The organism is Brucella ciceri, assembly GCF_041930145.1.
Lineage (GTDB): Bacteria > Pseudomonadota > Alphaproteobacteria > Rhizobiales > Rhizobiaceae > Brucella > Brucella intermedia.
Map to the genome: position 1 here is coordinate 630,338 of NZ_JBHEEV010000002.1, position 24,475 is coordinate 654,812.

Consider the following 24,475-nt stretch of genomic DNA (forward strand, 5'->3'; position numbering starts at 1 on the left):
ACTTTCAGCGATGCGGCAGCGCTTCGAGGAACTCCACCGGCTCGCCCTTGCTGGCGTTCACGATTTCCGCTTCCCACATCACCTTGATCCCGCGCACGAAAGTGCCTACCGGCCATCCGATGACGGTCTTGCCGTGATAGGGCGTCCAGCCAGCTTTCGAACCGGCCTGTTCATGCGTGATCGTTTCGCGGCGCTTCATGTCCACGATGGTCAGGTCTGCATCGTAGCCCACCGCGATGCGCCCCTTGCGGGCCATGCCGAAAATACGGTTCGGGCCATGGCTGGAAAGATCGACGAAGCGCTCCAGTGTCAGCCTGCCCGCATTGATGTGATCGAGCATGATCGGCACCAGCGTCTGCACGCCCGTCATGCCAGACGGGGAAGCCGGATAGGGCTTCTGCTTTTCTTCCAGCGTATGCGGAGCGTGGTCTGAACCGAGCACATCGACAATACCCTGATCGATCCCTTTCCACACGCCATCGCGGTGGCGCTTGTCGCGAACGGGCGGGTTCATCTGAATGAGATTGCCGAGCGTCTTGTAGTCATCGGCCGACAAGGTGAGATGATGCGGTGTTGCTTCGCACGTCGCGACATCCTTGTGATCTTTCAGGAAGTCGATTTCCTCGGCAGTCGAGATATGCAGCACATGGATGCGTGCGCCAGTGTCGCGTGCGATGCGCACAAGGCGTTCCGTGCACTGAAGCGCTGCAATTTCATCACGCCAGACCGGATGGCTCGACGGATCGCCCTCTACGCGCAGACCCTTGCGCTCCTCCAACCGGAACTCGTCCTCGGAGTGAAAAGCCGCACGGCGGCGCGTGTTCTTGAGGATGGAGCGAACGCCGTCGTCATCCTCGACCAGCAGATCGCCGGTGGAGGACCCCATGAAAACCTTGATGCCGGCAGCACCCGGCAGGCGTTCCAGTTCCGCAACGTCCTTCGCATTATCGCGCGTGCCACCAACCCAGAAGGCAAAATCGCAGTGCATGCGATGGCGGCCACGCCTCACCTTGTCTTCCAGCGTCTCGGCGGAAGTGGTGAGGGGCTTGGTGTTCGGCATTTCGAAGACAGAGGTCACGCCACCCAGCACGGCGGCAAGGGAACCGGTTTCGAGATCTTCCTTATGCTCAAGGCCCGGCTCGCGGAAATGCACCTGACTGTCGACCACTCCGGGCAGGATATGCAGGCCGGTGCAATCGATCACCTCACCCGCCGCATGGGTGGAAAGAGAGCCTATGGCAGCAATGCGACCATTCCGAATCCCGATGTCTCGCTGGCCTATACCGTCGTGGTTGACGATGGTTGCACCCTTCAAAATCGTATCGAATGTTTCGGCCATGGTTGTCTCCTGCCAGATTGATGGGACTTGCGAGCCTGTCCATTGGGGCTTACGTAACGAGGGCGCGAAAGGCAAGGACGAAGCGATGACGACGGCAGCTGAAACGGTAAATCTTTCCAACAGGGCATTGGTTCATATCACGGGCGAGGAAGCGGAAAAATTCCTGCAGGCGGTGATCACCACCGATCTCGACAAACTCGGACCGGACGACCTGAAACCCGGAGCATTGCTCATTCCACAAGGGAAAATCCTGTTCGATTTTCTCGTTTCGCGTATTGATGGCGGCTTGCGCTTCGATCTTCCGGCAAGCGTTGCCGCCGATTTCATCAAGCGGATCACCCTCTACAGGCTGCGCGCGAAAGCCGAGATAACCCAGCAGCCAGAATCACTTGTCAGCGTTTCCTGGCAAGGTGATTCACCGTCTTCACAAGATGATTCAATCAAGCGTGATAGCCGCTTTCCGGCTGAACTGAATGTCCGCCGGATTTATGGCCGGGCAAATGGCACGACCGACCAGAGCGCGTGGACAAAGCTGCGGGCGGAACATGGCATAGCGGAAGGTGAAACGGATTTCGCTTACAATGACGTCTTCCCGCATGATGTCAATTTCGACCAGACGGGCGGCGTCTCCTTTCCGAAAGGCTGTTTCATCGGACAGGAAGTCGTTTCCCGGATGCAGCATCGCGGCACGGCCAGACGGCGCGTTCTGGTGGCACGTTCCGAAGCCCCTCTTCCCCCAATGGGCACGCCAATTACTGTGGACGGACGCGAGATCGGCACGATGGGAAGTTCGGCCGATATGGTCGGCATCGCACTTGTGCGCATCGATCGCGTCAAGGATGCAATGGATGCCGGCAGCACCGTTCTGGCGGGCGAGGCGCCCGTAACGCTCACCTTGCCGCCGCAAGTACGGTTCGGGTTTCCGGAAGCCGAAGCAGGTAACGCCTGATGGCAAGCGCCGACCGATCTTCCGGCAAGACGCGCGCCTGGCAACGGATGTTGTCGGGGCGGCGCCTTGACCTGCTCGACCCGTCGCCGCTCGATGTCGAGATAGAGGATATAGCCCATGGTCTCGCCCGCGTGGCGCGGTGGAACGGGCAGACTGTCGGTGAACACGCATTTTCCGTTGCCCAGCATTCGCTGCTGGTGGACCAGATATTCACCCGGCTGGTGCCTGACGCCAGTATCGAGTGGCAGCTACTCTCTCTTCTGCACGACGCGCCGGAATATGTGATCGGCGACATGATTTCACCCTTCAAGGCGGTGATGGGCGGCAACTACAAGATGATCGAAACGCGGCTGGAAAACGCCATTCACCTGCGTTTTTCTCTACCCATAACCGTTCCCGCCCCACTCAAGACGCTCATCAAGCGCGCCGATCAGGTCGCAGCCTTCTTTGAGGCCACGCGGCTCGCAGGTTTCACCGAGGCGGAAGCCGTCAAATATTTCGGCCGTCCGCGCGGTTTCGATCCGGCAGGGCTGGACATAACACCCCGCCCCACACAGGAGGTGCAGACGGATTTCCTCGCACGGTTTGCGGCATTGGAAGAAGCACGACAGAACCGATGAGTCTGATCGTCGTGACGCCCTTGTCGCAACTGGCGGCGCAACTCGCATTGCACCGGCCAAGCCATGTCGTGACACTCGGAAGCGATGCCCCGGCAGCCCTGCCTGATGGCCATAATGTCAGCCGTCTGGCGCTGACATTCAACGATATTGTTGAACCGCGCGAGGGACTGGTTGCGCCCGATGAAAGCCATGTGCACGCGCTTCTCCGCTTCACCAAGAGCTGGTCCATGGATGCGCCGTTGCTCATCCACTGTTATGCTGGCATTTCCCGTTCCACGGCGGCGGCTTACATCGCAGCTTCCGCTTTGAACCCGGAACTGGGTGAAAACGAGCTAGCCGCGATTATTCGCAGCCTTTCTCCTTCGGCGACGCCGAATATCCGGCTGGTGGCGCTCGCAGACGAAATTTTGGGGCGTCAGGGGCGGATGGTTGCAGCCATACGCGCGATCGGGCGCGGAGCAGATGCCTTTGAGGGCGAGGTTTTCAGCCTGCCTGTAAATCCACCAGATTCATAAAGTTACTAGTGGTCTTTTTGATTCCGGCATTTGCTCAGCGCTCATATTCGAGGGATGCAAATGTCAGGCGACTAGAGCGGTTCCTGTTCTAACAGAATCGCCGGAACCGCTCTAACTATTTGTTTTATCGCATTATCCAACGAAAAACCGTTTCACACTTTTGCTGGAAATGCTCTAGGCATTGATCGCCCGACCGAGGGCGTTCAGGAACCCGCCGCGCGCATCGGGCGGCGTTATCGCACGTGGTTCCCACACATGCCGCATCAGAAAATAGCCTGTCATCGTGAAGGCATGGTCGATGTCGTCATAGGACGCCGCGCGAATGGCAGTATTATTGACGAAGCCCGGCAAAAGCAGGAGCTTGTCGGCCCAGGGCTCACCCGCTTCGCGGCAGACCGCACGCCCCGATTTTGGCGAGACATAGATCAGGTCTTCCTTGACGCCGGTCGCGGCGCATTCCTTCAGATCGAGGCCAAAGCCCAGCTCTTCCAGCATCATAACTTCAAGGCGCAACACCAGTTCGCCAGACGCAAGCGGGTCGTCGAAATGTTCGATGATAAGCCGGAGCGTCTCATAAAGACCGCGATGCGGGTCGCGCTCCGGCAAAAGGCGCAGGTGGGAAGCCGCAAGCTGGATGCCATAAAGCGCCACTGGCGTTTCGATGAGGCGGGCGGCAGCAAACTCCAGTGGTTCGATAGTAAAGCTGCCCATATGCTCATCCAGCCGCGCCCACCATGTCACATCCACATGATTGCCCGGCTGCAGCAGAGGCTGCATGCGGCGGGAACGCCCGCCGCGCACCATACCCATATGGCGGCCATGCTCACGGGTCATCACTTCCACGATGGCGCTTGTCTCGCCATGGCGTCGTGTCCCGAGAATTATGCCTTCATCGCGCCATTCCATGGTCGCCAGTGTTATAATCTAGGTTGGGAAATCAAGCCCCATCTCGCGATAGCGTTCCGGGTCGTTACCCCAGTTCTCACGCACTTTCACGAAAAGGAAGAGATGAACCGTCTGTTCCAGTATTTCGGAGATTTCCTTGCGTGCGGATTGTCCGATTGCCTTGATCGTCTCGCCCTTGTGACCGAGCACGATCTTCTTCTGGCTTTCGCGCTCGACATAGATGACTTGCTCGATGCGAACGGAACCGTCCTTGCGTTCTTCCCAGCGCTCCGTTTCCACGGTCGACGCATAGGGCAGTTCCTCGTGCAGGCGCAGGTAAAGCTTTTCGCGGGTGATTTCGGCTGCGAGCTGGCGCATCGGCATGTCGGAGATCTGGTCTTCCGGATAGTACCATGGACCATTCGGAACATTGTCGGCAAGATATTTCGCCAGATCCTTGCAGCCAGAGCCGTTCAAGGCCGAGACCATGAAAGTCTGGTCGAATGCGACAAGCTCGTTGGCCTTGCGGGCGAGATCCAGCAGAACCGGCGGATCGACGCGATCTACCTTGTTGAGCACCAGAACCTTCTTCTGGCGCACATCCTTCATGCTCGAAAGCAGTGCTTCGGCATTCTCGTTCAAGCCGCCTTGCGAATCGAGAAGGACCAGAATGATGTCGGCATCCTTGGCGCCGCCCCAGGCCGTGGTGACCATGGCGCGGTCGAGCCTGCGCTTGGGGCGGAAAATCCCCGGCGTGTCCACCAGAACGATCTGCGCCGGACCTTCGATGAATATGCCGCGCACGAGCGCGCGTGTCGTCTGCACCTTATGCGTGACGATAGAAACCTTTGTTCCCACAAGCTGATTGACCAGTGTGGATTTCCCCGCATTCGGCGCCCCTATCAACGCCACGAAGCCGGAACGGGTTTGTCCTGCTTCGTTTTCGCCGTCAGCCGGCGTCGTCCGATTATTCATTGTTTATCCTTCCAGACGATATTTCCTTGCGGAACGCCGCCGTCCTCCAGCGCACGACGTCCCAGATACGACAAAACTGCTCGTGAAAGCGGCATTATCCGTATCAGACCATTATAACCGATCACGATTTAAAATTTGCCAATTCTTGCATCAAGCCGGATTGTCACGCTTCCAGACGCCTTCACGATAAAGCATCGCTTCCGCCGCGTGCTGCTCGGCTATCCGTTTTGAACGGCCCTCGCCCGTTTCCGCGGCAAAGCCCTTGACCGTCACCTCCACCATGAACAGCGGATCATGGTCCGGGCCGGTGCGGCTGATGATCGAATAGGCAGGGTGGACATTGCCCTGCTGATGCGCCCATTCCTGCAATTCCGTCTTGGCGTCGCGGCGGGCGGCCCCGGTTTGTAGGGACCGTTTCTTCCAGAAGCGCTTGACGAAGGGACGCACGGCGTCCAGTCCGCCATCCAGATAGATCGTGGCGATCAGCGCCTCCACGACATCGGCGCGCACATTCAAAAGGCGTTTGTCATTCAATGATTTTATATCGGAACCCGTATGGATGAGATCGGCAAGCCCGATCTCGTCGGCAATCGCCGCACAGGTTTCCGCGTTCACCAGCGCATTGAGACGAACCGACAATTCGCCTTCGGATGCTTCCGGAAACTCGTCGAACAGCATTTCCGCGACCGTCAGTCCCAGAACGCGGTCGCCGAGAAATTCGAGACGTTCATAATTTGCCCGCGAGGGCGCTTGCACACTTGAGTGGGTGAGCGCACGATCCAGCCGCTTTACGTTGAGAAAACGGTGTCCGGTGCGCTCTTCCAGAATTGCTGCTGCCTGATTTGCCGAAGCCATTTCAGTTTCCGGTTACGGCTGTATGCGGTGTGCCTGCAACTGAACTGAACAGTCGGCCAAACCGTACTTCAGTCGGCCATTTCCAGATTTCAAGCGGGCTCGCCTTGTCGGCGATGGAGAAGAAGATGATGTTCGCGCGTCCGACAAGATTTTCAAACGGCACGTAGCCAACGCTGAAGCGGCTGTCGAGCGAGTTGTCGCGGTTGTCGCCCATCATGAAGAAATGACCGGCGGGAACTTCAAAGACGCGCGTATCGTCACCGATGGAATTCGGCGCGAGATCAAGCGTATCATAGGTCACGCCTTCCGGCAGGGTTTCCCGATAGACATCGACCGGGCGGTTCTGCTCGGTCACATCGGGATTATCGATCGTGCCGATCCGCTCACGCTTGACCGCCTGATCGTTGATGTAGAGCACGCCGCCGCGCATCTGCACGCGGTCGCCCGGCAGGCCGATCACGCGCTTGATATAATCGACCGATGGGTCGCTTGGCAGCTTGAACACCACCACGTCGCCGCGCTTCGGCTCCGCGCTCCAGATACGGCCCGAAAACAGATCCAGTCCGAACGGCAGCGAATAGCGCGAATAGCCATAGGCATATTTCGACACGAACAGATAATCGCCTTCCAGAAGCGTTGGGCGCATCGAGCCGGACGGTATGCTGAAAGGCTGGAAAAGAAGGGTGCGGATGACCAGTGCCAGCAGCAGCGCCTGCACGATAACGCTGATGGTTTCGCCAAGGCCGCCGGATTTTTTTGTCTCACTCTTGCTGGACACGCTCATTGTATCTCCGCTTCCGATAACGCGATCTAATAACGACTATGAATGGATGACGCAATCACGCCGCCCGCAGAACGCGGGTTTATCGCACGATTATGAGCAGGAGTTATCTGCCACAATCACAATTATTCCGTCTCAAGCAGGGCTTCGATGATAACGAAGGCCTGAGCGAGAGGAAAATCATCGGTAATTGTCAGATGTATGGCGGCGCGCGTTCCAGCGGGCAAGAGTTTTTGCAACTGTTTCGCCGCACCGCCGGTTAGATGCATCGTGGGCTTTCCGGAAGGAGCGTTGACCACGCCCATGTCGCGCCAGAACACGCCCTGGGCTATGCCGGTTCCCAGCGCCTTGGCGCAGGCTTCCTTCGCCGCGAAACGCTTCGCATAAGATGCGGCGCGCTGCTTGCGTCCATCCGATTTCTTCTGCTCGACCTCTGTAAAGACCCGGTTGCGGAAACGGTCGCCATGCCGTTCAAGCGCACTTTCGACACGGCGAATATCGATGAGGTCGCTGCCAATCCCGACAATCATACTTTCTGGGGCTCCTGTACGCGGTGCAGGCGGTGCTTTTCTGCAAGACGCTCGATACGGCGGCGGCGGAAAGCCGAAACCGCAAAGCGGGTGACAAAATAGACCACGACGGCGAATGCAGCACCCAGGATGGTGGAACCGAAAAGCATGGGCTTCAGGAGCGGGGTCCAGATTTCATCGAAACGCATGGTTTCCAGGGCCCGCCCCAGATGAATCGGCGGCGCATCATCAATGCTTCCATTCATGATGAAGCGGCCAAGCTCGAACGTGCTTCCCCAGATGAACGGCAGCGTCAGCGGATTGGCAAGTGTCGTGCCAAGGGCCGCAGCCGCGATATTCCCGGCAAGGACATAAGCCAGCACGATTGCAATGATGAGATGGAAGCCGAAGAAAGGCGTAAAGGCCGAGAACACGCCGACTGCCAGGCCGGCGGCCACGGCATGGGGCGAGGCAGTGATGCGCAGAATCCGCTTGCCACCGTACCGGAGGGAACGGGAGAAGGAGCGGCGCGGCCAGACCAGAAGCCTCAGGCGCTCTTTTCTGGTCGGGGGATTACGGCGTTGAAAAAGCATGTGGCCCTATTAATGCGCTCCAATCGCAGAGACAATTGTTATTATTCCGCCGCGACGCTATCGCTGCGTTCAAACGGAACAGTATCCAGCCGCGGCAGATAGAACCGCGGCGAAACTCCGAGCATCCTGCGGAACATCGTCGTGAAAGCGGAAACGCTGTCATATCCCAGATCCAGCGCCACGCTCGTCACCGCTTCCCCTTCCGTGAGGCGGGGGACCGCAGCGAAAAGGCATGCCTGTTGGCGCCAGACCGAAAGGCTTACGCCGGTTTCCCGCTGGAAATGCCGGGTGAACGAGCGTCGGCTCATCGCCATTCTGTCCGCCCAGTCGTCAATTGTGGCGCGTGAAGAAGGCTTTTTCACGAATTCCCGGCACAGTTTCTGCAAGCGCGGATCGGACGGAAAAGGCAGTCCCAACGAGCGTTGCGGCAATGTGTGAAGGTCCCGCAATATAAGCTCGATCACCAGAGCATCGCGACTGTCCGGTTCCGGCGTGCTGTCCTGCGCCGTTGCATCGGTTATGAGGCACCGCATCAGGTCGGTCAGCCCGACCACATGAAGATAATCCGGCACACCGGACACGGCATCGACGCAGATATAGATCGACCGCATGAAGACTTCGCCGAGGATTTCGACCGAATGCTCCACACCCGCCGGTATCCACATGGCGTGATCGCTCGGGATCATCCAGCGTCCGGCGTCAGTCGTCACCAGCACCACCCCCTGGGAAGCGCAAAGAAGCTGCGCCCGGCTGTGACGGTGGCGCGGCACGAAATAGCCATCGGGATAGCGCGTCGGCAGGGCAATCACTGGCCCGCTCATGCCTTCCAGCATGGCAATGCGCTGCTCGTGAAACTTCTGCAGTTCCTCGCTTCCCGGAAGCAGCAGGCCCGGCGGCGACTTCGGTTTCATTGCAGCTCTGCCCCTTGTTTGGCCCACTCTCGAAACTATTGGACCAAATCACGAAAGCGGGCGAGAGGCAATAGCCCTATTAATAGCTTGCTGAGAATGGGTCGCGACATTCGCTGGCGGAATGAATTTGACGTTTGAGCAGGATACGTGCCTGTTCAGACATCAAATTCGCAAATTTTCGCCGGTTTCTCATCAAAACCCCGCAATTTCCTTGAGGTCTCGTTTCCAGCTGTCAGATAGTATCGGCAGGAAATACGCCAGAAGACTGACTTCCATCTTCGGAGTAGCAGTATGAGCATGAGTGCTGCACAGCAGCCATCAAACAGCGGCGCGGACAATACTGTCCTCGCCATTATTCTGGCCACTAGCATGGGCCACTTCCTTAACGACATGATGCAGTCGCTCCTTCCGGCCATCTATCCGATGCTGAAGGACAATTACAGCCTGTCCTTCTGGCAGATCGGACTTCTGACGTTCACCTTCCAGATGACGGCATCGATCCTGCAGCCGCTCGTAGGTATCTACACCGACCGCAAGCCGATGCCTTATTCCCTGCCCTTCGGCATGGGTTGCACGCTTGTCGGCCTCGTTTTTCTGGCGACCGCGCATCATTATTCGATCCTGCTTCTGGGTGCGGCCTTCGTCGGCTTCGGCTCGTCTGTTTTCCATCCCGAAGCGGCCCGTGTCGCACGCCTCGCCTCGGGTGGACGACATGGCTTTGCGCAGTCCCTGTTCCAGGTGGGCGGTAATTTCGGCTCGTCGATCGGCCCTCTTCTGGCAGCGTTCATCGTTCTGCCGTTCGGCCAGATCAGCGTGTCCTGGTTCTCCGTTGCCGCGCTGATCGGCATGATGCTGCTCTGGTATGTGAGCAACTGGTACAATCGCTACCGGATTGCCAATGCCAGCAAGGCAAAGCCGGACAAGACCCTTCCGCTGCCGCGCAACAAGGTTCTCGTCTCGGTTGGCGTTCTGGCGATGCTGGTCTTCACCAAGTACATCTACATGGCCAGCCTGACGAGCTACTACACCTTCTACACCATCAGCCACTTCGGCGTGTCGGTGCAGTCATCGCAGCTGCTGCTGTTCCTGTTCCTCGGCGCGGTTGCCGCAGGAACGATCATCGGCGGCCCCATCGGTGACAAGATCGGTGCGCGCAAGGTGATCTGGGCATCGATCCTCGGCGTCCTGCCGTTCACGCTTGCCCTGCCTTATGCCAACCTCGAAATGACGGCTGTCCTGACGGTCATCATCGGCCTGATCCTCGCCTCGGCCTTCCCGGCCATCGTGGTATTCGCACAGGAATTGCTGCCGGGACGCGTCGGCATGGTGTCGGGCCTGTTCTTCGGTTTCGCATTCGGCATGGCCGGTATTGCAGCCGCCGTCCTTGGCGTCGTGGCTGACCAGAAGGGCATCGAGTATGTTTACAACATTTGCTCGTATCTGCCCCTGCTTGGGCTGCTGACGATTTTCCTGCCAAAGCTGGAAAAGAACCGTAAAGCCTGATCCTTAGAGCATTTCCAGCAAAAGTGTGAAACGGTTTTGCGTTGGATAATGCGATAAAACAAATAGTTAGAGCGGTTCCGGCGGTTCTATTAGAACAGGAACCGCTCTAAACGCACAGCCCGAAAGCCATCCGGCTTCCGGGCTGTGCTCTAAAACAGTGGAGCACCGCACGTCCCCCAACGGCGGTGCTCCCATGCCACTGACCTTTTGACGGCCCGGTGCAGCAGCATTCTTTTGATAGAGCTTCTTTCGCTCTACCTCTTTGTTCCAGCGCAAGTTCAGACGGCAAAACTGAAGCCGTGCATCGTCTCCCTGCGAAATTCATCAAAAGCGGCAGCAACCAGACGGATCAGCGGCTTTCCGTCGCTCGTCGCGCTGATGACCCCGCCACGGATTTCCACCAATCCGTCCGCGACCAGAGGGCGCAACAGGGCCATTTCGTCGGAAAACTCCACGCCCGGCGCGGTCATGTTCAGATCAACCCGGAAATTGCACATCAACGCTGTGATGATACCGGCGCGGATACGGTCGCTTTCGCGCATTGCATAACCGCGAACCGTTGCAAGTTCACCCGCTTGGACGCGTTTTGAATATTGCGTCACGTCCGAAATATTCTGGGCATAGCCGCCGAGGAACTGCGAAATCGATGACGGACCCAGGCCGATCAAAGTCTGGCAGCGATCATCCGTATAGCCCTGGAAATTGCGGTGCAGCGTGCCGTTGCGCGCGGCAACGGCCAAACTGTCGTCCGGCAATGCATAATGGTCGATCCCCACAGGTTCATAACCGAAATCGATGAAGCTTTCCGCGACGACGCGCGCCTGCGCGAAGCGTTCATCGGCATCCGGCAGGAGGCTCGCATCGATGAGGCGCTGATTGGCGCGGCGCTGCGGAAGATGCGCATAGCCGTAGCAGGCAACGCGATCAGGCTTGAGCGCGGCAACCTTTTCGCAGGTCTCGCGCAATGTCTCCACCGTCTGCAACGGCAGGCCATAGATGAGATCGAAGTTGAGCCGATTGATACCGACTTCGCGCAGAAGACTCGCTGCCTTGGCAACCGTCTCTATCGGTTGGATGCGGCCGATGGCTTTCTGAACCTCGGCGTCGATATCCTGCACGCCGAGGCTGGCGCGATTGACGCCCATGAGCGAAAGCGTACGGGCGAGCTGTGGCGTGACGGTGCGCGGATCAAGCTCGATGGCATGTTCCATCTCGGGCGAAAAGTCGAACGCAACGCGCAGTGCAGCCAGAATGCTGGTAAACTGGCGCGGGTTCAAGATCGAGGGCGTCCCCCCGCCCCAATGAAGATGGACAACGTTCGGCCGCGCGGTCAGGCTCTTGCTGACGGTCTCGATTTCGCTCAGCAGAGCGGTACAGAAATTCTCGACAACATCGTTGCGGACAGCCATTTTTGCGTGGCAACCGCAGTAATGGCACAACTGCCGACAATAAGGCACATGGATGTAAAGGGAGACACTTGCCTCCGGCCCGATCTGGCGCAGCCAGCGATGCGTCGTCTCGACACCTACCGGTATGAAATCCGCAGCCGTTGGAAAGGATGTATATCTGGGAACCGCCAACGCCGCGTAGCGTCTTATCGCTTCTTCATGCATAGCGCGTCCACCTTAAGCGTTGGGCGCTCCGGCGAAGCCCGTCCCGGGATACGCACACCCGAACCGGGGCGACATTCTGCGGGGCAAGACGGCATGATGCGGCAAGGAAGTCCGCATGCATGACAGCCGATATTGCAATTCCCAACCACAACAGCACCTGTTTTCCCCATTCTGAACGGCGCGACCCTCAAGGCCGCGTCAACTTCCATGGTCAGGAATAGGCTGTTCCGCCGGACTCCGCATTGATTTGAATCAACGCAAACAGGCCCGGCGATGGCTCGAAATCAGAGTATTTTCTCAGAAATTTTGCTGGAAAGCCCTAAAGGCTCTCCGGGTCCATTCCGGCAACGGCCGCCAGCGACCGGCGGGACAGGATTTCCACCGTATTGGCGTCTATCAACTGAATCAGGCCTTGGGTTTTCAGCTTTGTGAAGCTGCGGCTGACGGTTTCAATCGTCAGGCCAAGATAGTCGGCAATGTCGGTACGGTTCATCGAAAGATGAACCGGATTGGGCTTCTCACCGCGCTTTTCCGCACGGGCGGAAAGAACCAGTAGGAAGCTCGCCAGCTTTTCCACCGGCGCAAGGCGTCCGAGAACCAGTTGGTTGTCGCGCGCCGTGCGAAGCGCGGCCCGCGTCATCTGGTGCAGGCGCTCCTTCAGCCTGGGAAAGCGCTCCATCAGGTCGTCCATCTCCCTGGTGGAAAAGGCGCACAGGACCGAGGGCACCACAGCCTCGACCGACTGGGAGTAAGTCTCGTCGTCAGCGAGACCGAGATAATCGCCGGGGAACAGGAAACCCGCAATCTGCCGACGCCCATCGGGAAGCGACGTATAGATGCGCAGCATGCCGGAAGTCAGGCTGAAGACACGACGCTTCGGCTCGCCCTCCTCCACCAGCTGCTCATTGGCATCAAGCCGCTTGGAGGTCATGATTGCTTCCAGAGCGCCGAGATCCCCATGGTCCAGCGCAGCACAAACCGCCATCCGCCGAACATCGCAATCCACGCATACCCCACATGGCGCACGATAGGGCGACCTGGGATCGAATATGATAGGCGCTACACTCACGATGGAATCCTGTTTACGGGGCCGGAAGTGTGTCTTCGCGACACACCCTAAATAGGTAACTAGAACGCGTCCCGCAAAGCGGAATTTCGCCGCAGGGGTGTATCCTCCCCTGCAGCGTGTGGAAAGCCGTCGGCTGGCCTGCTTAAATGTTGCGGCTACCGGGCTTCACAGCCGGTATTGCAGCAAGCTCTGGCGGCAATTTATCCGCAGGATAGGCTGGAACTTCATATTCGGCCAGAGAAATCAACCTCGTGCCGACATCGGCCTTCCCCGCCGAGCGGTCGACGATGCAGGCCGCAGCCACGACTTCGATACCGAGGTGCTTCATGCAGTCTATGGTTTCGCGAATGGAAAGCCCCGTCGTGACGATATCTTCCACGATGACGACGCGCGCGCCTTTCGGCACATCGAAACGTCGCAGGCGGAACACCCCGTTCTCGCGCTCCACCCAGACCGACGGGACGCGCAGATGACGCGAGGTCTCATAGGAAGGAATCAGGCCGCCAATCGCCGGTCCGACCACGTAATCGATGGCCCCGAGATTTGCCGCCCCGATCTTTGCCGCCAGTGCCTTGCAGAGCTTTTCCGTCTTGTCGGCGTGCATGAAAACGCGCGCCTTTTGAAGAAAAACAGGGCTGCGCAGGCCCGATGTGAGAATAAAGTGGCCTTCAAGGATCGCTCCCGCTTCGCGGAAGACGGCAAGCACATCTTCGGTGTTCATCTTAGTCCTATCCGTTCACGCGTTTCGCGCCGCTGACGCTCGCGCTTTCTTTCAATTGGGAAATGATACGGTTGAGATGCTTGAGGTCCCAAACCTCGACATCGATAATCATCTCGGTGAAATCCGGTGCGGTGCGCACCATGGAAAGATTGTGAATATTCGCGTCGTTGGCCGCCACGATCTGCGCGATCTCGGCCAGCGAGCCCGGCGAGTTGATGGCCGACACGCTGACGCGCGCGGGGAAACGCTCGCTCATCTGCTCATCAATGTCCCAGCGCACATCGATCCAGCGCTCCGGCTGATCGTCATAGGCTGTCAGCGCGGGCGACTGGATCGGATAGATCGTGATGCCGGCACCCGGCTGAAGAATACCGACGATACGGTCTCCGGGCACGGCGCCTTCCGGGGCAAAGCGCACCGGCAGGTCCGAATTGGTGCCGCGAATCGGCAATGCCTTTTTCCCCGGTTTCGGCGCGGCGTCGGCATCGGACTTTGTCGCGTCCTCGCTACCCTCCGGCACCTTGAATATCATGCCGGCTGCGTTCTGAATGTTGAACCAGCCCTTCTCGCCGGTCTTGGCCGGGTTATTCTGCGAGGTCACGCGTGTATCCTGATAGTCGGGATAAACAGCCTTGACGACATCGGTCGACGGCAGTTCACCGCGGCCGACTGCCGCCAGCACGTCCTCGACATCCTTGCGGGCCAGACGGGGCAGCCCCGGCTTCAGGATATCCTTGCTGAATGGCTTTCCGGCGCGCTCGAAAGCGCGTTCGAGAATGCGCATGCCCAATCCCGAATATTGCTTGCGGACTGCCGAGCGCGTTGCACGGCGGATGGCGGCGCGCGCCTTGCCGGTCGCGACAAGCGATTCCCAGGCGGCAGGGGGAACCTGCGCCTTGGAACGGATGATATCCACTTCGTCACCGTTCTTCAGCTCGGTCATCAGCGGCATGATGCGGCCATTGACCTTCGCCCCGACGCAGCTGTCGCCAATGTCGGTATGAACGGCATAGGCGAAATCGATCGGGGTCGCGCCGCGCGGCAAGGCGATGAGACGGCCTTTCGGCGTGAAGCAGAAGACCTGATCCTGAAAAAGCTCAAGCTTGGTATGTTCGAGAAATTCTTCCGGATTGTCGCCTTCGGAAAGCTGCTCGATCGTCTGGCGCAGCCATGCATAAGCATTGGTCTCGGTGGAGATCTTGTGCGGATTGTTCGCGCTGCCGCGATCCTTGTAGATCGAGTGGGCGGCGACACCAAATTCAGCAATCTCATCCATTTCGCGCGTGCGAATCTGCAACTCGACACGCTGGCGCGACGGACCGATGATGGTGGTGTGGATCGACCGGTAATCGTTCTGCTTCGGCGTGGAGATATAATCCTTGAACCGGCCCGGGACCATCGACCAGGTCGTATGGATAAGACCGAGCGCCCGATAGCAATCCTGCACTGTATCGACCATGACGCGGAAGCCGAAAATGTCGGAAAGCTGCTCGAACGACAGCCCCTTTGTTTCCATCTTGCGGAAGACGGACCAGGGCTTTTTCTGGCGGCTCTTCACACTGGCCTTGATGCCGTGCTTTTCGAAAATCTCGGACAGGTCCTTCTCGATCTTCTGCAGCAGGCCGCGATTCTTTTCCAGAAGTTCTGCCAGACGATCCGTAACGGCGCGCCACGCATCCGGGTTGATATAGCGGAAGGCAAGTTCCTCAAGCTCTTCGCGCATGTCCTGCATACCCATGCGGCCAGCAAGCGGCGCATAGATATCCATCGTTTCCTCGGCGATGCGCAGGCGCTTGTCTTCCCGCATCACGCCCAGCGTGCGCATATTGTGTAGACGATCCGCCAGCTTGACGAGAAGCACGCGCACATCTTCGGAAATCGCCAGAAGCAGCTTGCGGAGGTTTTCAGCCTGCACAGCCTTCTTTGAAACGAGGTCGAGCTTCTTGAGCTTGGTCAGCCCTTCAACAAGCTTGCCGATTTCGGGCCCGAAAAGCTGATCGATTTCCTGTCGGGTGGCCGTCGTGTCTTCAATCGTATCGTGCAGAAGGGCGATCGCAATCGTCGCTTCGTCGAGATGCATATCGGTGAGGATCGCGGCGACTTCGAGAGGATGGGAAAAATAGGGATCGCCGGAAGCACGTTTCTGACTGCCATGCTTTTGCATGGCATAGACATATGCCTTATTAAGAAGCGCCTCATTCACGTCAGGCTTGTATCGCTGTACACGCTCCACAAGCTCATATTGGCGCATCATCTACGAAAACTCCCTTTGGAAACCGATACTTGCATGCATACGCGGCAAACATATCGGGCATTCTGACCCAAAATCGCCGAAAATCGAACAATTCTCGACATTCAGGTTTGATTTTCTGCCGACAATATTAATTTCCGGCGGAAATGGCCCGTCATTTAAAGGGGTGCGCGTCCACTCGACGCCCAAAGGATGCCTCCACCCACCGAAACTGCGCGCCCGCCTTTCCGAAAATCGCAACCGATAGTTCAGACTGTCACCGGCGCATAAAAACATGCGCCACGACCGGAAAGTCGCAGCGCATGCAAAAAGAATTAATCCAGAGGACGATCAGAAATCGTCGTTCTTCTCTGGCGCAACGAGACCTTCGATACCGGCGAGCAGCTCTTCTTCCGACATGCGGTCGAAAGCAACCACATCTTCCTCAGCGGCTTCTGCAATGCCTTCCGCGACGTCTTCCGACGAAGAGGCGATCTGTGCAGGTGCAGCCGCTTCCGGCTCATCGACTTCCACATGCTTCTGCAGCGAGTGGATGAGGTCTTCCTTCAGATCGTCCGGCGACAGGGTTTCGTCGGCGATTTCGCGCAGGGCAACGACGGGATTCTTGTCGTTGTCGCGGTCGATGGTGATCTGTGCACCCTGGGAAATCTGGCGAGCACGGTGACCAGCCAGCAGAACCAGCTCAAAACGGTTCTCGACCTTATCTACGCAGTCCTCAACAGTGACGCGGGCCATGCGCGGTCCCTTTCATTTCTCGAACTTTAATGGATTTTTCCCCACATAACGCGTGTGGAGCCAAATTACAAGCAAAAGCGGAATTGCTCGTGCATCGCCGCATGAAATCTGCCAAAACAACGTCAATTTCATGGATTCGCCTCATAAAACACGGCGGCGCGTCAAAACGGCACAATATTTTATAATCTCGAAAGCGATTACTGAGACAAGACTCCCTTACTGGTAATTTAGTGGGGGCAAATAACAACCAATGGTTGCTTGTTTTTCTGTGATATGTCCTTAGAAGGCAATAAACGCACTGGTAAATTTTGATACCACCCGCCGTTTAGAAAACAAACTGAATAAGCGGTCGCCGGTCCACTCCCGTCCGGCCGTAGAGTGGATATATTGCACGATGTTCGATTCTCGTGAAAAGATTGCGCTTTTTATTGATGGCGCCAATTTATACGCCGCCTCCAAGACCTTGGGGTTCGATATTGATTATCGGAAGCTTTTGAAGGCATTTCAAAAGCGTGGCTATCTGCTCCGCGCTTATTATTACACTGCCCTTGTTGAAGATCAGGAATATTCCTCGATCCGCCCGCTGATCGACTGGCTGGATTACAATGGCTACAAGGTCGTCACCAAGGCTGCCAAGGAATTCACCGATTCCACCGGACGCCGCAAGGTGAAGGGTAACATGGATATCGAACTGACGGTTGATGCCATGCAGCTCACCGATACAGTCGACCATTTTGTTATTTTCTCCGGCGATGGCGATTTCCGGTCGCTCGCTGAAGCTCTTCAGCGCAAGGGCCGCAAGGTTTCGGTCGTCTCGACCCTCACCACCCAGCCGGCCATGATTTCGGATGAGCTGCGCCGCCAGGCCGATCATTTCATCGATCTGGTCTCGCTCAAGGCCGAGATCGGCCGCGATCCATCAGAACGTCCGCCGCGCCGTCAGGATGATGATCTCGACGAGAGCTATTGACGCCATCGTCGAGCCGGTTCATGCAAGGGCATGATTTCCGAACCATCTCCCAACTGTCACATCTGCCCGCGGCTGCACGCCTTCCTGCAAGAATGGCGGCGCAAGGAGCCGTCATGGCACAACGCCCCGGTTCCTCCGTTTCTTCCGGCAGATGACGCCGATGTCCGGCTCCTGATTGTGGGGCTGGCACCGGGCCTGCGCGGCGCCAACCGGACCGGGCGTCCCTTTACCGGCGATTATGCTGGCGATCTTCTCTACAGCACTCTGTGCGAATTCGGATTTGCGACCGGCAAGTTCGAGGCCCGTCCGGACGACAGCCTGCGGCTGCTGGATGCCAGCATCGTCAACGCGGTGCGCTGCGTCCCGCCGGAAAACAAGCCAATCGGCTCCGAGATCAATAATTGCCGTCAGTTCCTGTTGCCGATGCTGACCCGGTTTCCCAATCTGCAAGCTGTCGTTACGCTCGGAACGATCGCGCATCAATCGACCGTTCGTGCGCTCGGCGCGCCGGTTGCGCGGCACCCCTTCGGCCACGACAGGGCAAGCGACATTGGCACCTTGCGTATTTTTTCCAGCTATCACTGCTCACGCTATAATACGAACACCGGGCGACTGACGGATGCCATGTTCCGCACCGTGTTCCGGAATGTGCGGGATTATCTGAATCAAAAGAGCGCCTGAGGCGCTCTTTCTACATTTCGGTGCTCAACCGCGGTCCCGCAGCAAGCGAGCCTTTTCGCGGTTCCAGTCGCGCTTCTTTTCCGTCTCGCGCTTGTCATGAGTCTTCTTGCCTCGCGCCAGCGCCAGTTCCAGCTTCGCGCGGCCACGATCATTGAAGTAGAGCTTCAACGGTACCACGGTCATCCCCTCGCGGGACACGGAATTGAACAGGCGGGACATTTCACGCTTGCTGATGAGCAGCTTGCGCAGGCGCCGCGGCTCATGATTGAAGCGATTGCCCTGCGTATATTCCGGAATATAGGAATTGATGAGCCAGAACTCGCCATTTTCAAAGCTCGCATAGCTTTCCGCTATGTTGGACTGGTTGGCGCGCAGCGACTTGACCTCGGTGCCTGTCAAAACGAGACCGGCTTCGAGCGTATCGAGGATTTCAAAATTGAAGCGCGCCTTGCGGTTTTCCGCGATGATCTTGCGCACGGGAGAATTCTTAGGCTTGTTCATGATGGCACCATATAATGTGCAATGCCTGAAATGAAAACGCTCCCGAAGCTACGGGAGCGTAAAAATCAGCGAAAGCGGCAAAGTTTGCAGGTCAGTTGACCAGACCCGCATGTTTCATGGCCTGATCGATCTTCTCTGCCGTCGCGGCTTCCACCGTCACCATCGGCGAGCGCAGTGCATTTTCCACGCGGCCAAGTCGCGACAGGGCATATTTCGGACCCGACGGATTCGGCTCGATGAAGAGCGCCTTGTGCAACGGCATGAGGCGATCCTGCAATTCAAGCGCCCTGGCGAAATCGCCAGCTTGGCATGCATCCTGAAATTCGGCGCAAAGACGCGGCGCGATATTGGACGTCACCGAAATGCACCCTACCCCACCATGGGCGTTGAAGCCGAGCGCAGTGGCGTCTTCACCGGAAAGCTGGATGAAGTCCTTGCCACAGGCTGCGCGCTGTTCCGAAACGCGCTCGATCTTGCCGGTGGCATCCTTGACGCCTACGATATTCTTGTGGTCGCGAACAAGGGCGCCCATCGTTTCCGGCGTCATGTCGATGACCGAACGACCCGGAATGTTGTAGATGATGAGTGGAATAGAGATCGAGCGGGCCACGCGCGAGAAATGTTCGTAAAGGCCACGCTGGTTCGGCTTGTTGTAATAAGGCGTGACGACGAGAACGGCATCGGCACCGGCCTTTTCGGCGTGCTGCGCCAGCTCGATCGCTTCCACCGTATTGTTGGAGCCGGCACCGGCAATGACCGGAACGCGGCCAGCCGCAACCTCGATGCAAACCTCGATGACACGCTTGTGCTCGTCATGCGAAAGGGTCGGCGTTTCACCGGTCGTGCCGACCGGAACCAGTCCTTTGGTACCTTCTTCGATCTGCCAGTTTACAAATGCGCGAAAGGCTTTCTCGTCGAACGCTCCTTCGGAATCGAATGGCGTGACAAGCGCGGTAATTGAGCCCTTCAGCATTAGTGAACTCCTGAAAAAAGAAAGACGGGACCTCATTCCCAGTCATCTTGGGCATGTGACCGGGTCGAGGCGTTGCACAATAGTCTTGCAGCACGAGTGGAGCAAGCGGGGTATGCTGGCAAAACAGGCGCAATGCGGCAGTTTTGCGGCAAAATTTGTTGCCGGTTCCGTGCACTGCCGATGATACGCCGGGATTGATTAAAGGAACATCAAGCGTCACGGAGTGACTGCGCCCCGCAGAGGTTGCAGATAACGCTTTGTTAAGGATAGATTCATTCCTTGAGCCTAACCTCGACGCAGAAATCGACGGCCAAAAGCCCGGCTAAGAAAAGCCTGATTTTAACGACATATTGCGCATCAACCAAGTCTTTGTTCTAGTTGGCCAATGTTAAAACAAGCCGCAGAGATATCCCTGAAGAAAAAAGCACTCCTCGCGAGTTGCTTTGTTGCGGCTGCCTTGCAGCCGGTGATTTCGCTCGCGCAATCGTCGCTGCCGTCGGATATTCCAACCCCGCTCGCGCGTCCGTTTGCACCGACCGCGACACATCAGTCGCCGATAAATCTGGTGACGCCGAAACCCCGTCCGGCCACGCCCGACCCGGTTGTGACATCGGCGGTCGGCCGCATGGAAAATCCGGCCACCATCGGCGGAACGCTGAAAAGCGGGCTCGATGCTCTTTCTTCTCGTGATGCAGCAAGTGCGATCGCGTTTCGCAACACCATGCCGCATGGGTCGCTAGACCGTCAGATCCTGACCTGGGCGATTGCGACTTCGGGCCTCGACGGTGTGCCGAGTGCGGAAATTGCTGCCGCAGCGACGGATCTTCGCGGCTGGCCGGGAATGTCGGCTCTGCGCAGCAATTCGGAACGGGCCCTCTTCAAGGAAAATCCTGCTCCTGCCACGGTCATCGCCACGTTTGGCAACAGGCGCCCACAAACGACCGAAGGCATGATCGTACTCGCCCGCGCCTATGTCGGCTCCGGCAATGCGGGCAGAGCGCGTGAGTTGCTTTCATCATGGTGGGCTACGCAGCGCCTTTCTGCCGATGACGAGCAAAAGATCCTGAAAGAGTTCTCGGGCGTCCTGACCCGTGAGGACCATCAGCGCCGTATTCTGCGCTCTCTCTATAATGACCGCATGCAATCGGCAAAATTGCTTGCAGGTCCGGCGCAGGCTCAATCGCTCTACAACGCCTTTGCGGCAGTTGCACAAAAATCTCCGAACGCCGCCAAGGCGATAGCGGATGTCGACCGCAGCTGGCAGGGCAATGCCGCCTACCAGTTCCTGAAGATTCGCTATCTGCGTCGCGCCGAACGCTACAACGAAGCAACGGACCTCATGCTGAAAGCGCCGCGTCTGGCCTCGGCACTGGTCGATCCGGATGCCTGGTGGGTAGAGCGGCGTATCCTGTCGCGGGAACTGCTTGATCAGGGCAAGCCGCAACTCGCCTACAAGGTGGTTTCGACCCACGCAGCCGAATCCCCAACAATGGCGGCAGAAGCTGAATTTCATGCCGGGTGGTATGCGCTCCGCGCCCTGAACCAGCCAAAGACAGCTGCCCCGCATTTTGCAAGGATCGCGGAAATTTCCTCGCGTCCCATTTCCGCATCGCGGGCTTTCTACTGGCTCGGAAGGTCGGCTGAGGCGGGCAGCGGCGGCGATGCCCGCGACTTTTATCGTCGCTCCGCTCATTTCGGCACGACATTCTACGGACAGCTTTCAGCAGCCAAGCTGAACGAAAAGGCACCGGAACTCATTTATCCGAAACCGACCGACGCGGATCGTAGGCGCTTTGCCGGTCGCCCTGCTGTGCAAGCAATCAAGCGGCTGGAACAGGTCGGCTACAGCAATCGTGCAACCGCGCTCTATAACCAGCTTTCGCAGGAACTCGACAGCGTGGGCGAACTGGCCCTGCTAGCGGTCATGGCCGAACGCAACGAAAATCATTATCTGGCGCTGCGCGTCGGCAAAACCGCTGCGTTGCGCGGTCTCGATGTCGGCGCTCTGTCACATCCGCTCGGTGCAATTCCTGCCACGGCCAATATAAGCGGGTCCGGCAAGGCCCTCGCCTATGCAATCGCGCGGCAGGAAAGCGAGTTCAACGTCGGTGCCGTTTCGAAGGCCGGTGCCCGCGGTTTGCTGCAATTGATGCCCGCAACAGCGAAAAGCGTTGCGACCCGCAACGGCATGAGCTTCTCCGCACCGCGTCTCACGACGGATGCAGGCTACAACGCGACGCTTGGCGCCCACTTCCTCGGAGAACAGCTCGACCGCTTCAACGGTTCCTATGTGCTCACCTTCGCCGGTTACAATGCCGGCCCTCGCCGCGCATCGGAATGGGTCGAGAAATATGGTGATCCGCGTGGGAAGCCTATCGATCAGGTCGTGGATTGGATCGAACGCATCCCCTATTCGGAAACGCGGAACTATGTTCAGCGGGTGATGGAAAACTACGAGGTATATAAGGCTCGCCTGACGGGCAGCGCGGATATCCAGGCTGACCTGATCCACGGTCGGCGTTAGAGTGGTTCCTGTTTTAACAGAACGCCGGAAGTATCGCATTATCCAACGCAAAACCGTTTCAAACTTTTGCTGGAAATGCTCCAAGCGAAAATACAAGACAAAGAAAAAGCAGGCTATTCGCCTGCTTTTTTTGTCCGTCGCGGCTTGGGTTTAGCCGCCGCCTTACGGGGCTTGTCCGCCTGCTTGGCGCTGGCTTTGTTCGCTGCATTTGCCAGTTTCGCAGCTTGCCCGATCCAATCCTCGCGCTCCACCCGGCGCGGGAAACCAATATTTCGCTCAATCCAGCGCGACTCTTCATCGTTCCAGCTGGCAATCTGGTCATAGTGAAATACGCCGATACCGTTGAGCAAACCCTGAACAGCCCTGCCGATACCTTTTATGACGGTGAGATCGTCGGCTTTTCCACGACGCGCAGCTTCAAGAAGCTCCGGACGGCCCGGATCGAGAACCGGTTCCGCATCTGCGTCAGGGCTTTCGGCCTCCAAGGGCCAACTTCCAACCACTTCTGCCTCAGGTACAGCTTTGACCGGAATCGTCTCCGGCTCGCTCGGCTGTGTTGAAGCCTTGGGCTCTTCAGCTTCAGCCGGTGCTGCAGCTTCCTTGGGCGTTTCCGGCTTCTCGTCGACAGGCAATGTAGCACGTGCTGCGGCAATGATTGTGCGTTCGCTATCCGGGACAGCAGCGTTTCTCCGCCTCAGGAAGCGGCCCAGAAGGCACCCGATAATAAAAGCGACGGCAACAAGAACAGCCAGTTGAACAATCAGCAACGGCATATGGTTTCCTCGTACTCCAAATTACTCAAGCCCGACGAACATAGTCGCCGTCAATTTTCCCTGCCCCAAATTTGCAACCATTACTTCGAACCGGTCAGCCAGCCCACGACCGCGCCGATCAGAACCGACACGACGAGAACCGGCCAAAACGATACAGCTAGATAAAGCATTGTCAGGTCCGCTTTCTATTCCGGAAACGGAACATATGCTCCGCTATGTCTATTCATAGTGCGAAAGGAAAGGTCCGAACAGGCGAGCTGTCAATTCCGAACAGAAAACTGGCGGAGATGAACTCCAAATCAGATCAGCCTGCCTCACTGCTGAAGCTCGGCTTCGCCAATCTCAACCTGTCCGGCCGTCAGGCCGAAAGGGAGCGGCGAATTCAATCGGGACTCGAGCTTTTGATAGCTCGCCGTGTCTGCTGCCCTGCCCTTGATCGAAATATTGCGATCAGAAATCCCGATCTCCCCTTCCCGCAATCCCGACAGAAGTTGCAAGGCAAACTCCACCGAATCAGCGAAGTCCGGTGGGCTGCCGCGACCCATTGCCATTTGGTCATCAAGCGGAATGCCCGGAGCCGCACTTTCGGCGGCAGTCATGATTCGGTCTCTGACATCATTATCTGGAACTGAACCGGACAGGATTATTCCGTCAGCACTCTTCCTTATCTGCAACGCATAGGGCGACACGAGCGGCAAAACACTCGTCAGATCGGTGATCTCGCGAATCCCCCATACCTTTGCCAGCGCATCCTGCGCCGCAGATTGAGCCTCTGGATCGGGAGCAATGCCCTTCAGCGTCACATCGCGGCCGTCCACATCCAAGCCCGTCCACACGAATGGAGCAAGTGCTGCGCCGGTCCGCGTCGCAATATCCGTCTCGACCCGATCGGCCCCGAACCAGAGCGCAAGCGCTGTCAGCGCTGCGGTCCATGTTATGCCGGGCCAAAACCATTTGAACATATCGGGGCATCTCCACGCTGGTAATGATGGGAGGTGAAGCGACGAAGCACGTATCGTCTTCTTATCCGTACAAAGACCGAGTTTTCGGTGAAAGCAAGATCACAACCGTGAAAATCGAAAAACAAAAAAACCCGGCAGCGATGCTGCCGGGTTCTTTTTGAACAATCCCGAAGGATTAGAACGAGCGCTGGAAGCGAACCATGCCCTGCCAAGCGTCTTCACCCTTGAGTTCAGAGTGCTTGTCGTTCCACTTGGTGTAGGACACTT

The 24,475-nt window shown here is 57.7% G+C and carries 24 protein-coding genes; 7 read left to right on the forward strand and 17 right to left on the reverse strand.

Annotated elements, in window-relative coordinates:
* Positions 1 to 4: 4 nt before the first annotated feature.
* Positions 5 to 1,339, reverse strand: a complete 1,335-nt coding sequence (locus tag JNC63_RS06265) for a dihydroorotase (RefSeq protein ID WP_063882643.1) — start codon at positions 1,337 to 1,339, stop codon at positions 5 to 7.
* An 85-nt stretch (positions 1,340 to 1,424) separates the two neighbouring features.
* Between JNC63_RS06265 and ygfZ the strand changes: the two genes are divergently transcribed.
* From ygfZ to JNC63_RS06280, 3 genes are read left to right on the forward strand one after another with little or no spacing between them, the layout of a single operon-like run.
* Positions 1,425 to 2,288, forward strand: a complete 864-nt coding sequence (gene ygfZ, locus JNC63_RS06270; protein WP_063882645.1) for a CAF17-like 4Fe-4S cluster assembly/insertion protein YgfZ — start codon at positions 1,425 to 1,427, stop codon at positions 2,286 to 2,288.
* Positions 2,288 to 2,908, forward strand: a complete 621-nt coding sequence (locus JNC63_RS06275) for a YfbR-like 5'-deoxynucleotidase (RefSeq protein ID WP_063882647.1) — start codon at positions 2,288 to 2,290, stop codon at positions 2,906 to 2,908. The genes ygfZ and JNC63_RS06275 overlap by 1 nt, the downstream gene beginning before the upstream one ends.
* Positions 2,905 to 3,423 (forward strand): tyrosine phosphatase family protein, encoded by a 519-nt coding sequence (locus tag JNC63_RS06280; RefSeq protein ID WP_022570354.1) that lies wholly within the window; start codon positions 2,905 to 2,907, stop codon positions 3,421 to 3,423. The genes JNC63_RS06275 and JNC63_RS06280 overlap by 4 nt, the downstream gene beginning before the upstream one ends.
* A 174-nt stretch (positions 3,424 to 3,597) precedes the next feature.
* Here JNC63_RS06280 and recO read toward each other — a convergent pair whose 3' ends face one another.
* The 7 genes from recO to JNC63_RS06315 all read right to left on the reverse strand — a co-directional run bounded on the left by recO (position 3,598) and on the right by JNC63_RS06315 (position 8,932).
* Positions 3,598 to 4,329, reverse strand: coding sequence for a DNA repair protein RecO (gene recO, locus JNC63_RS06285; RefSeq protein ID WP_063882648.1), 732 nt, complete (start codon positions 4,327 to 4,329; stop codon positions 3,598 to 3,600).
* Between the two features lie 18 nt (positions 4,330 to 4,347).
* Positions 4,348 to 5,283, reverse strand: coding sequence for a GTPase Era (gene era / locus JNC63_RS06290; protein WP_006466390.1), 936 nt, complete (start codon positions 5,281 to 5,283; stop codon positions 4,348 to 4,350).
* A 150-nt stretch (positions 5,284 to 5,433) separates the two neighbouring features.
* Positions 5,434 to 6,138, reverse strand: a complete 705-nt coding sequence (gene rnc, locus JNC63_RS06295) for a ribonuclease III (RefSeq protein WP_022570351.1) — start codon at positions 6,136 to 6,138, stop codon at positions 5,434 to 5,436.
* 1 nt (position 6,139) lies between these two features.
* Positions 6,140 to 6,922, reverse strand: a complete 783-nt coding sequence (gene lepB, locus JNC63_RS06300) for a signal peptidase I (protein ID WP_006466388.1) — start codon at positions 6,920 to 6,922, stop codon at positions 6,140 to 6,142.
* A gap of 122 nt (positions 6,923 to 7,044) precedes the next feature.
* Positions 7,045 to 7,449: a holo-ACP synthase gene (gene acpS / locus JNC63_RS06305; RefSeq protein ID WP_022570350.1), complete on the reverse strand. Its 405-nt coding sequence runs from the start codon at positions 7,447 to 7,449 to the stop codon at positions 7,045 to 7,047.
* Positions 7,446 to 8,021 carry a type IV secretion system effector BspA gene (gene bspA, locus JNC63_RS06310; protein WP_063882650.1) on the reverse strand — a complete coding sequence of 192 codons (576 nt, stop codon included), beginning with the start codon at positions 8,019 to 8,021 and terminating at the stop codon, positions 7,446 to 7,448. The genes acpS and bspA overlap by 4 nt, the downstream gene beginning before the upstream one ends.
* Before the next feature lie 41 nt (positions 8,022 to 8,062).
* On the reverse strand, positions 8,063 to 8,932 hold the full coding sequence (locus JNC63_RS06315; RefSeq protein WP_006472322.1) for an AraC family transcriptional regulator: 870 nt from the start codon (positions 8,930 to 8,932) through the stop codon (positions 8,063 to 8,065).
* Between the two features lie 291 nt (positions 8,933 to 9,223).
* Here JNC63_RS06315 and JNC63_RS06320 point away from each other — a divergent pair, with 291 nt between their 5' ends.
* Positions 9,224 to 10,435, forward strand: coding sequence for an MFS transporter (locus tag JNC63_RS06320; RefSeq protein WP_006472321.1), 1,212 nt, complete (start codon positions 9,224 to 9,226; stop codon positions 10,433 to 10,435).
* 278 nt (positions 10,436 to 10,713) lie between these two features.
* Here JNC63_RS06320 and hemN read toward each other — a convergent pair whose 3' ends face one another.
* The 5 genes from hemN to rpoZ all read right to left on the reverse strand — a co-directional run bounded on the left by hemN (position 10,714) and on the right by rpoZ (position 16,824).
* On the reverse strand, positions 10,714 to 12,048 hold the full coding sequence (gene hemN, locus JNC63_RS06325; RefSeq protein WP_063882652.1) for an oxygen-independent coproporphyrinogen III oxidase: 1,335 nt from the start codon (positions 12,046 to 12,048) through the stop codon (positions 10,714 to 10,716).
* A gap of 319 nt (positions 12,049 to 12,367) precedes the next feature.
* The gene (locus JNC63_RS06330; RefSeq protein ID WP_235817957.1) at positions 12,368 to 13,033 is read right to left on the reverse strand and encodes a helix-turn-helix domain-containing protein; all 666 of its coding nucleotides are present in this window, start codon (positions 13,031 to 13,033) and stop codon (positions 12,368 to 12,370) included.
* Between the two features lie 226 nt (positions 13,034 to 13,259).
* The gene (gene pyrE, locus JNC63_RS06335; protein WP_006472315.1) at positions 13,260 to 13,838 is read right to left on the reverse strand and encodes an orotate phosphoribosyltransferase; all 579 of its coding nucleotides are present in this window, start codon (positions 13,836 to 13,838) and stop codon (positions 13,260 to 13,262) included.
* 7 nt (positions 13,839 to 13,845) lie between these two features.
* Positions 13,846 to 16,092: a RelA/SpoT family protein gene (locus JNC63_RS06340; protein ID WP_006472313.1), complete on the reverse strand. Its 2,247-nt coding sequence runs from the start codon at positions 16,090 to 16,092 to the stop codon at positions 13,846 to 13,848.
* 327 nt (positions 16,093 to 16,419) lie between these two features.
* Positions 16,420 to 16,824 (reverse strand): DNA-directed RNA polymerase subunit omega, encoded by a 405-nt coding sequence (gene rpoZ / locus JNC63_RS06345; RefSeq protein ID WP_022569110.1) that lies wholly within the window; start codon positions 16,822 to 16,824, stop codon positions 16,420 to 16,422.
* A gap of 394 nt (positions 16,825 to 17,218) precedes the next feature.
* On the opposite strand from rpoZ, the gene JNC63_RS06350 reads away from it, so the two are divergent.
* Both JNC63_RS06350 and JNC63_RS06355 read left to right on the forward strand, forming a co-directional pair.
* A complete protein-coding gene (locus JNC63_RS06350) occupies positions 17,219 to 17,794 on the forward strand; it encodes a LabA-like NYN domain-containing protein (protein ID WP_006466378.1) in 576 nt (191 codons plus the stop codon).
* Between the two features lie 30 nt (positions 17,795 to 17,824).
* Positions 17,825 to 18,475: a uracil-DNA glycosylase gene (locus JNC63_RS06355; protein WP_006472310.1), complete on the forward strand. Its 651-nt coding sequence runs from the start codon at positions 17,825 to 17,827 to the stop codon at positions 18,473 to 18,475.
* A gap of 24 nt (positions 18,476 to 18,499) precedes the next feature.
* Here JNC63_RS06355 and smpB read toward each other — a convergent pair whose 3' ends face one another.
* Both smpB and dapA read right to left on the reverse strand, forming a co-directional pair.
* Entirely contained in the window at positions 18,500 to 18,976 is a 477-nt protein-coding gene (gene smpB, locus JNC63_RS06360; protein ID WP_006466376.1) for an SsrA-binding protein SmpB, read from the reverse strand.
* A 91-nt stretch (positions 18,977 to 19,067) separates the two neighbouring features.
* On the reverse strand, positions 19,068 to 19,949 hold the full coding sequence (gene dapA / locus JNC63_RS06365) for a 4-hydroxy-tetrahydrodipicolinate synthase (RefSeq protein ID WP_006472309.1): 882 nt from the start codon (positions 19,947 to 19,949) through the stop codon (positions 19,068 to 19,070).
* 385 nt (positions 19,950 to 20,334) lie between these two features.
* Between dapA and JNC63_RS06370 the strand changes: the two genes are divergently transcribed.
* A complete protein-coding gene (locus tag JNC63_RS06370) occupies positions 20,335 to 22,473 on the forward strand; it encodes a lytic transglycosylase domain-containing protein (protein ID WP_198518249.1) in 2,139 nt (712 codons plus the stop codon).
* A 113-nt stretch (positions 22,474 to 22,586) separates the two neighbouring features.
* Here JNC63_RS06370 and JNC63_RS06375 read toward each other — a convergent pair whose 3' ends face one another.
* On the reverse strand, positions 22,587 to 23,246 hold the full coding sequence (locus tag JNC63_RS06375) for a helix-hairpin-helix domain-containing protein (protein WP_006472307.1): 660 nt from the start codon (positions 23,244 to 23,246) through the stop codon (positions 22,587 to 22,589).
* 314 nt (positions 23,247 to 23,560) lie between these two features.
* A complete protein-coding gene (locus JNC63_RS06380; protein ID WP_006472306.1) occupies positions 23,561 to 24,208 on the reverse strand; it encodes a BON domain-containing protein in 648 nt (215 codons plus the stop codon).
* Positions 24,209 to 24,475: the final 267 nt, after the last annotated feature.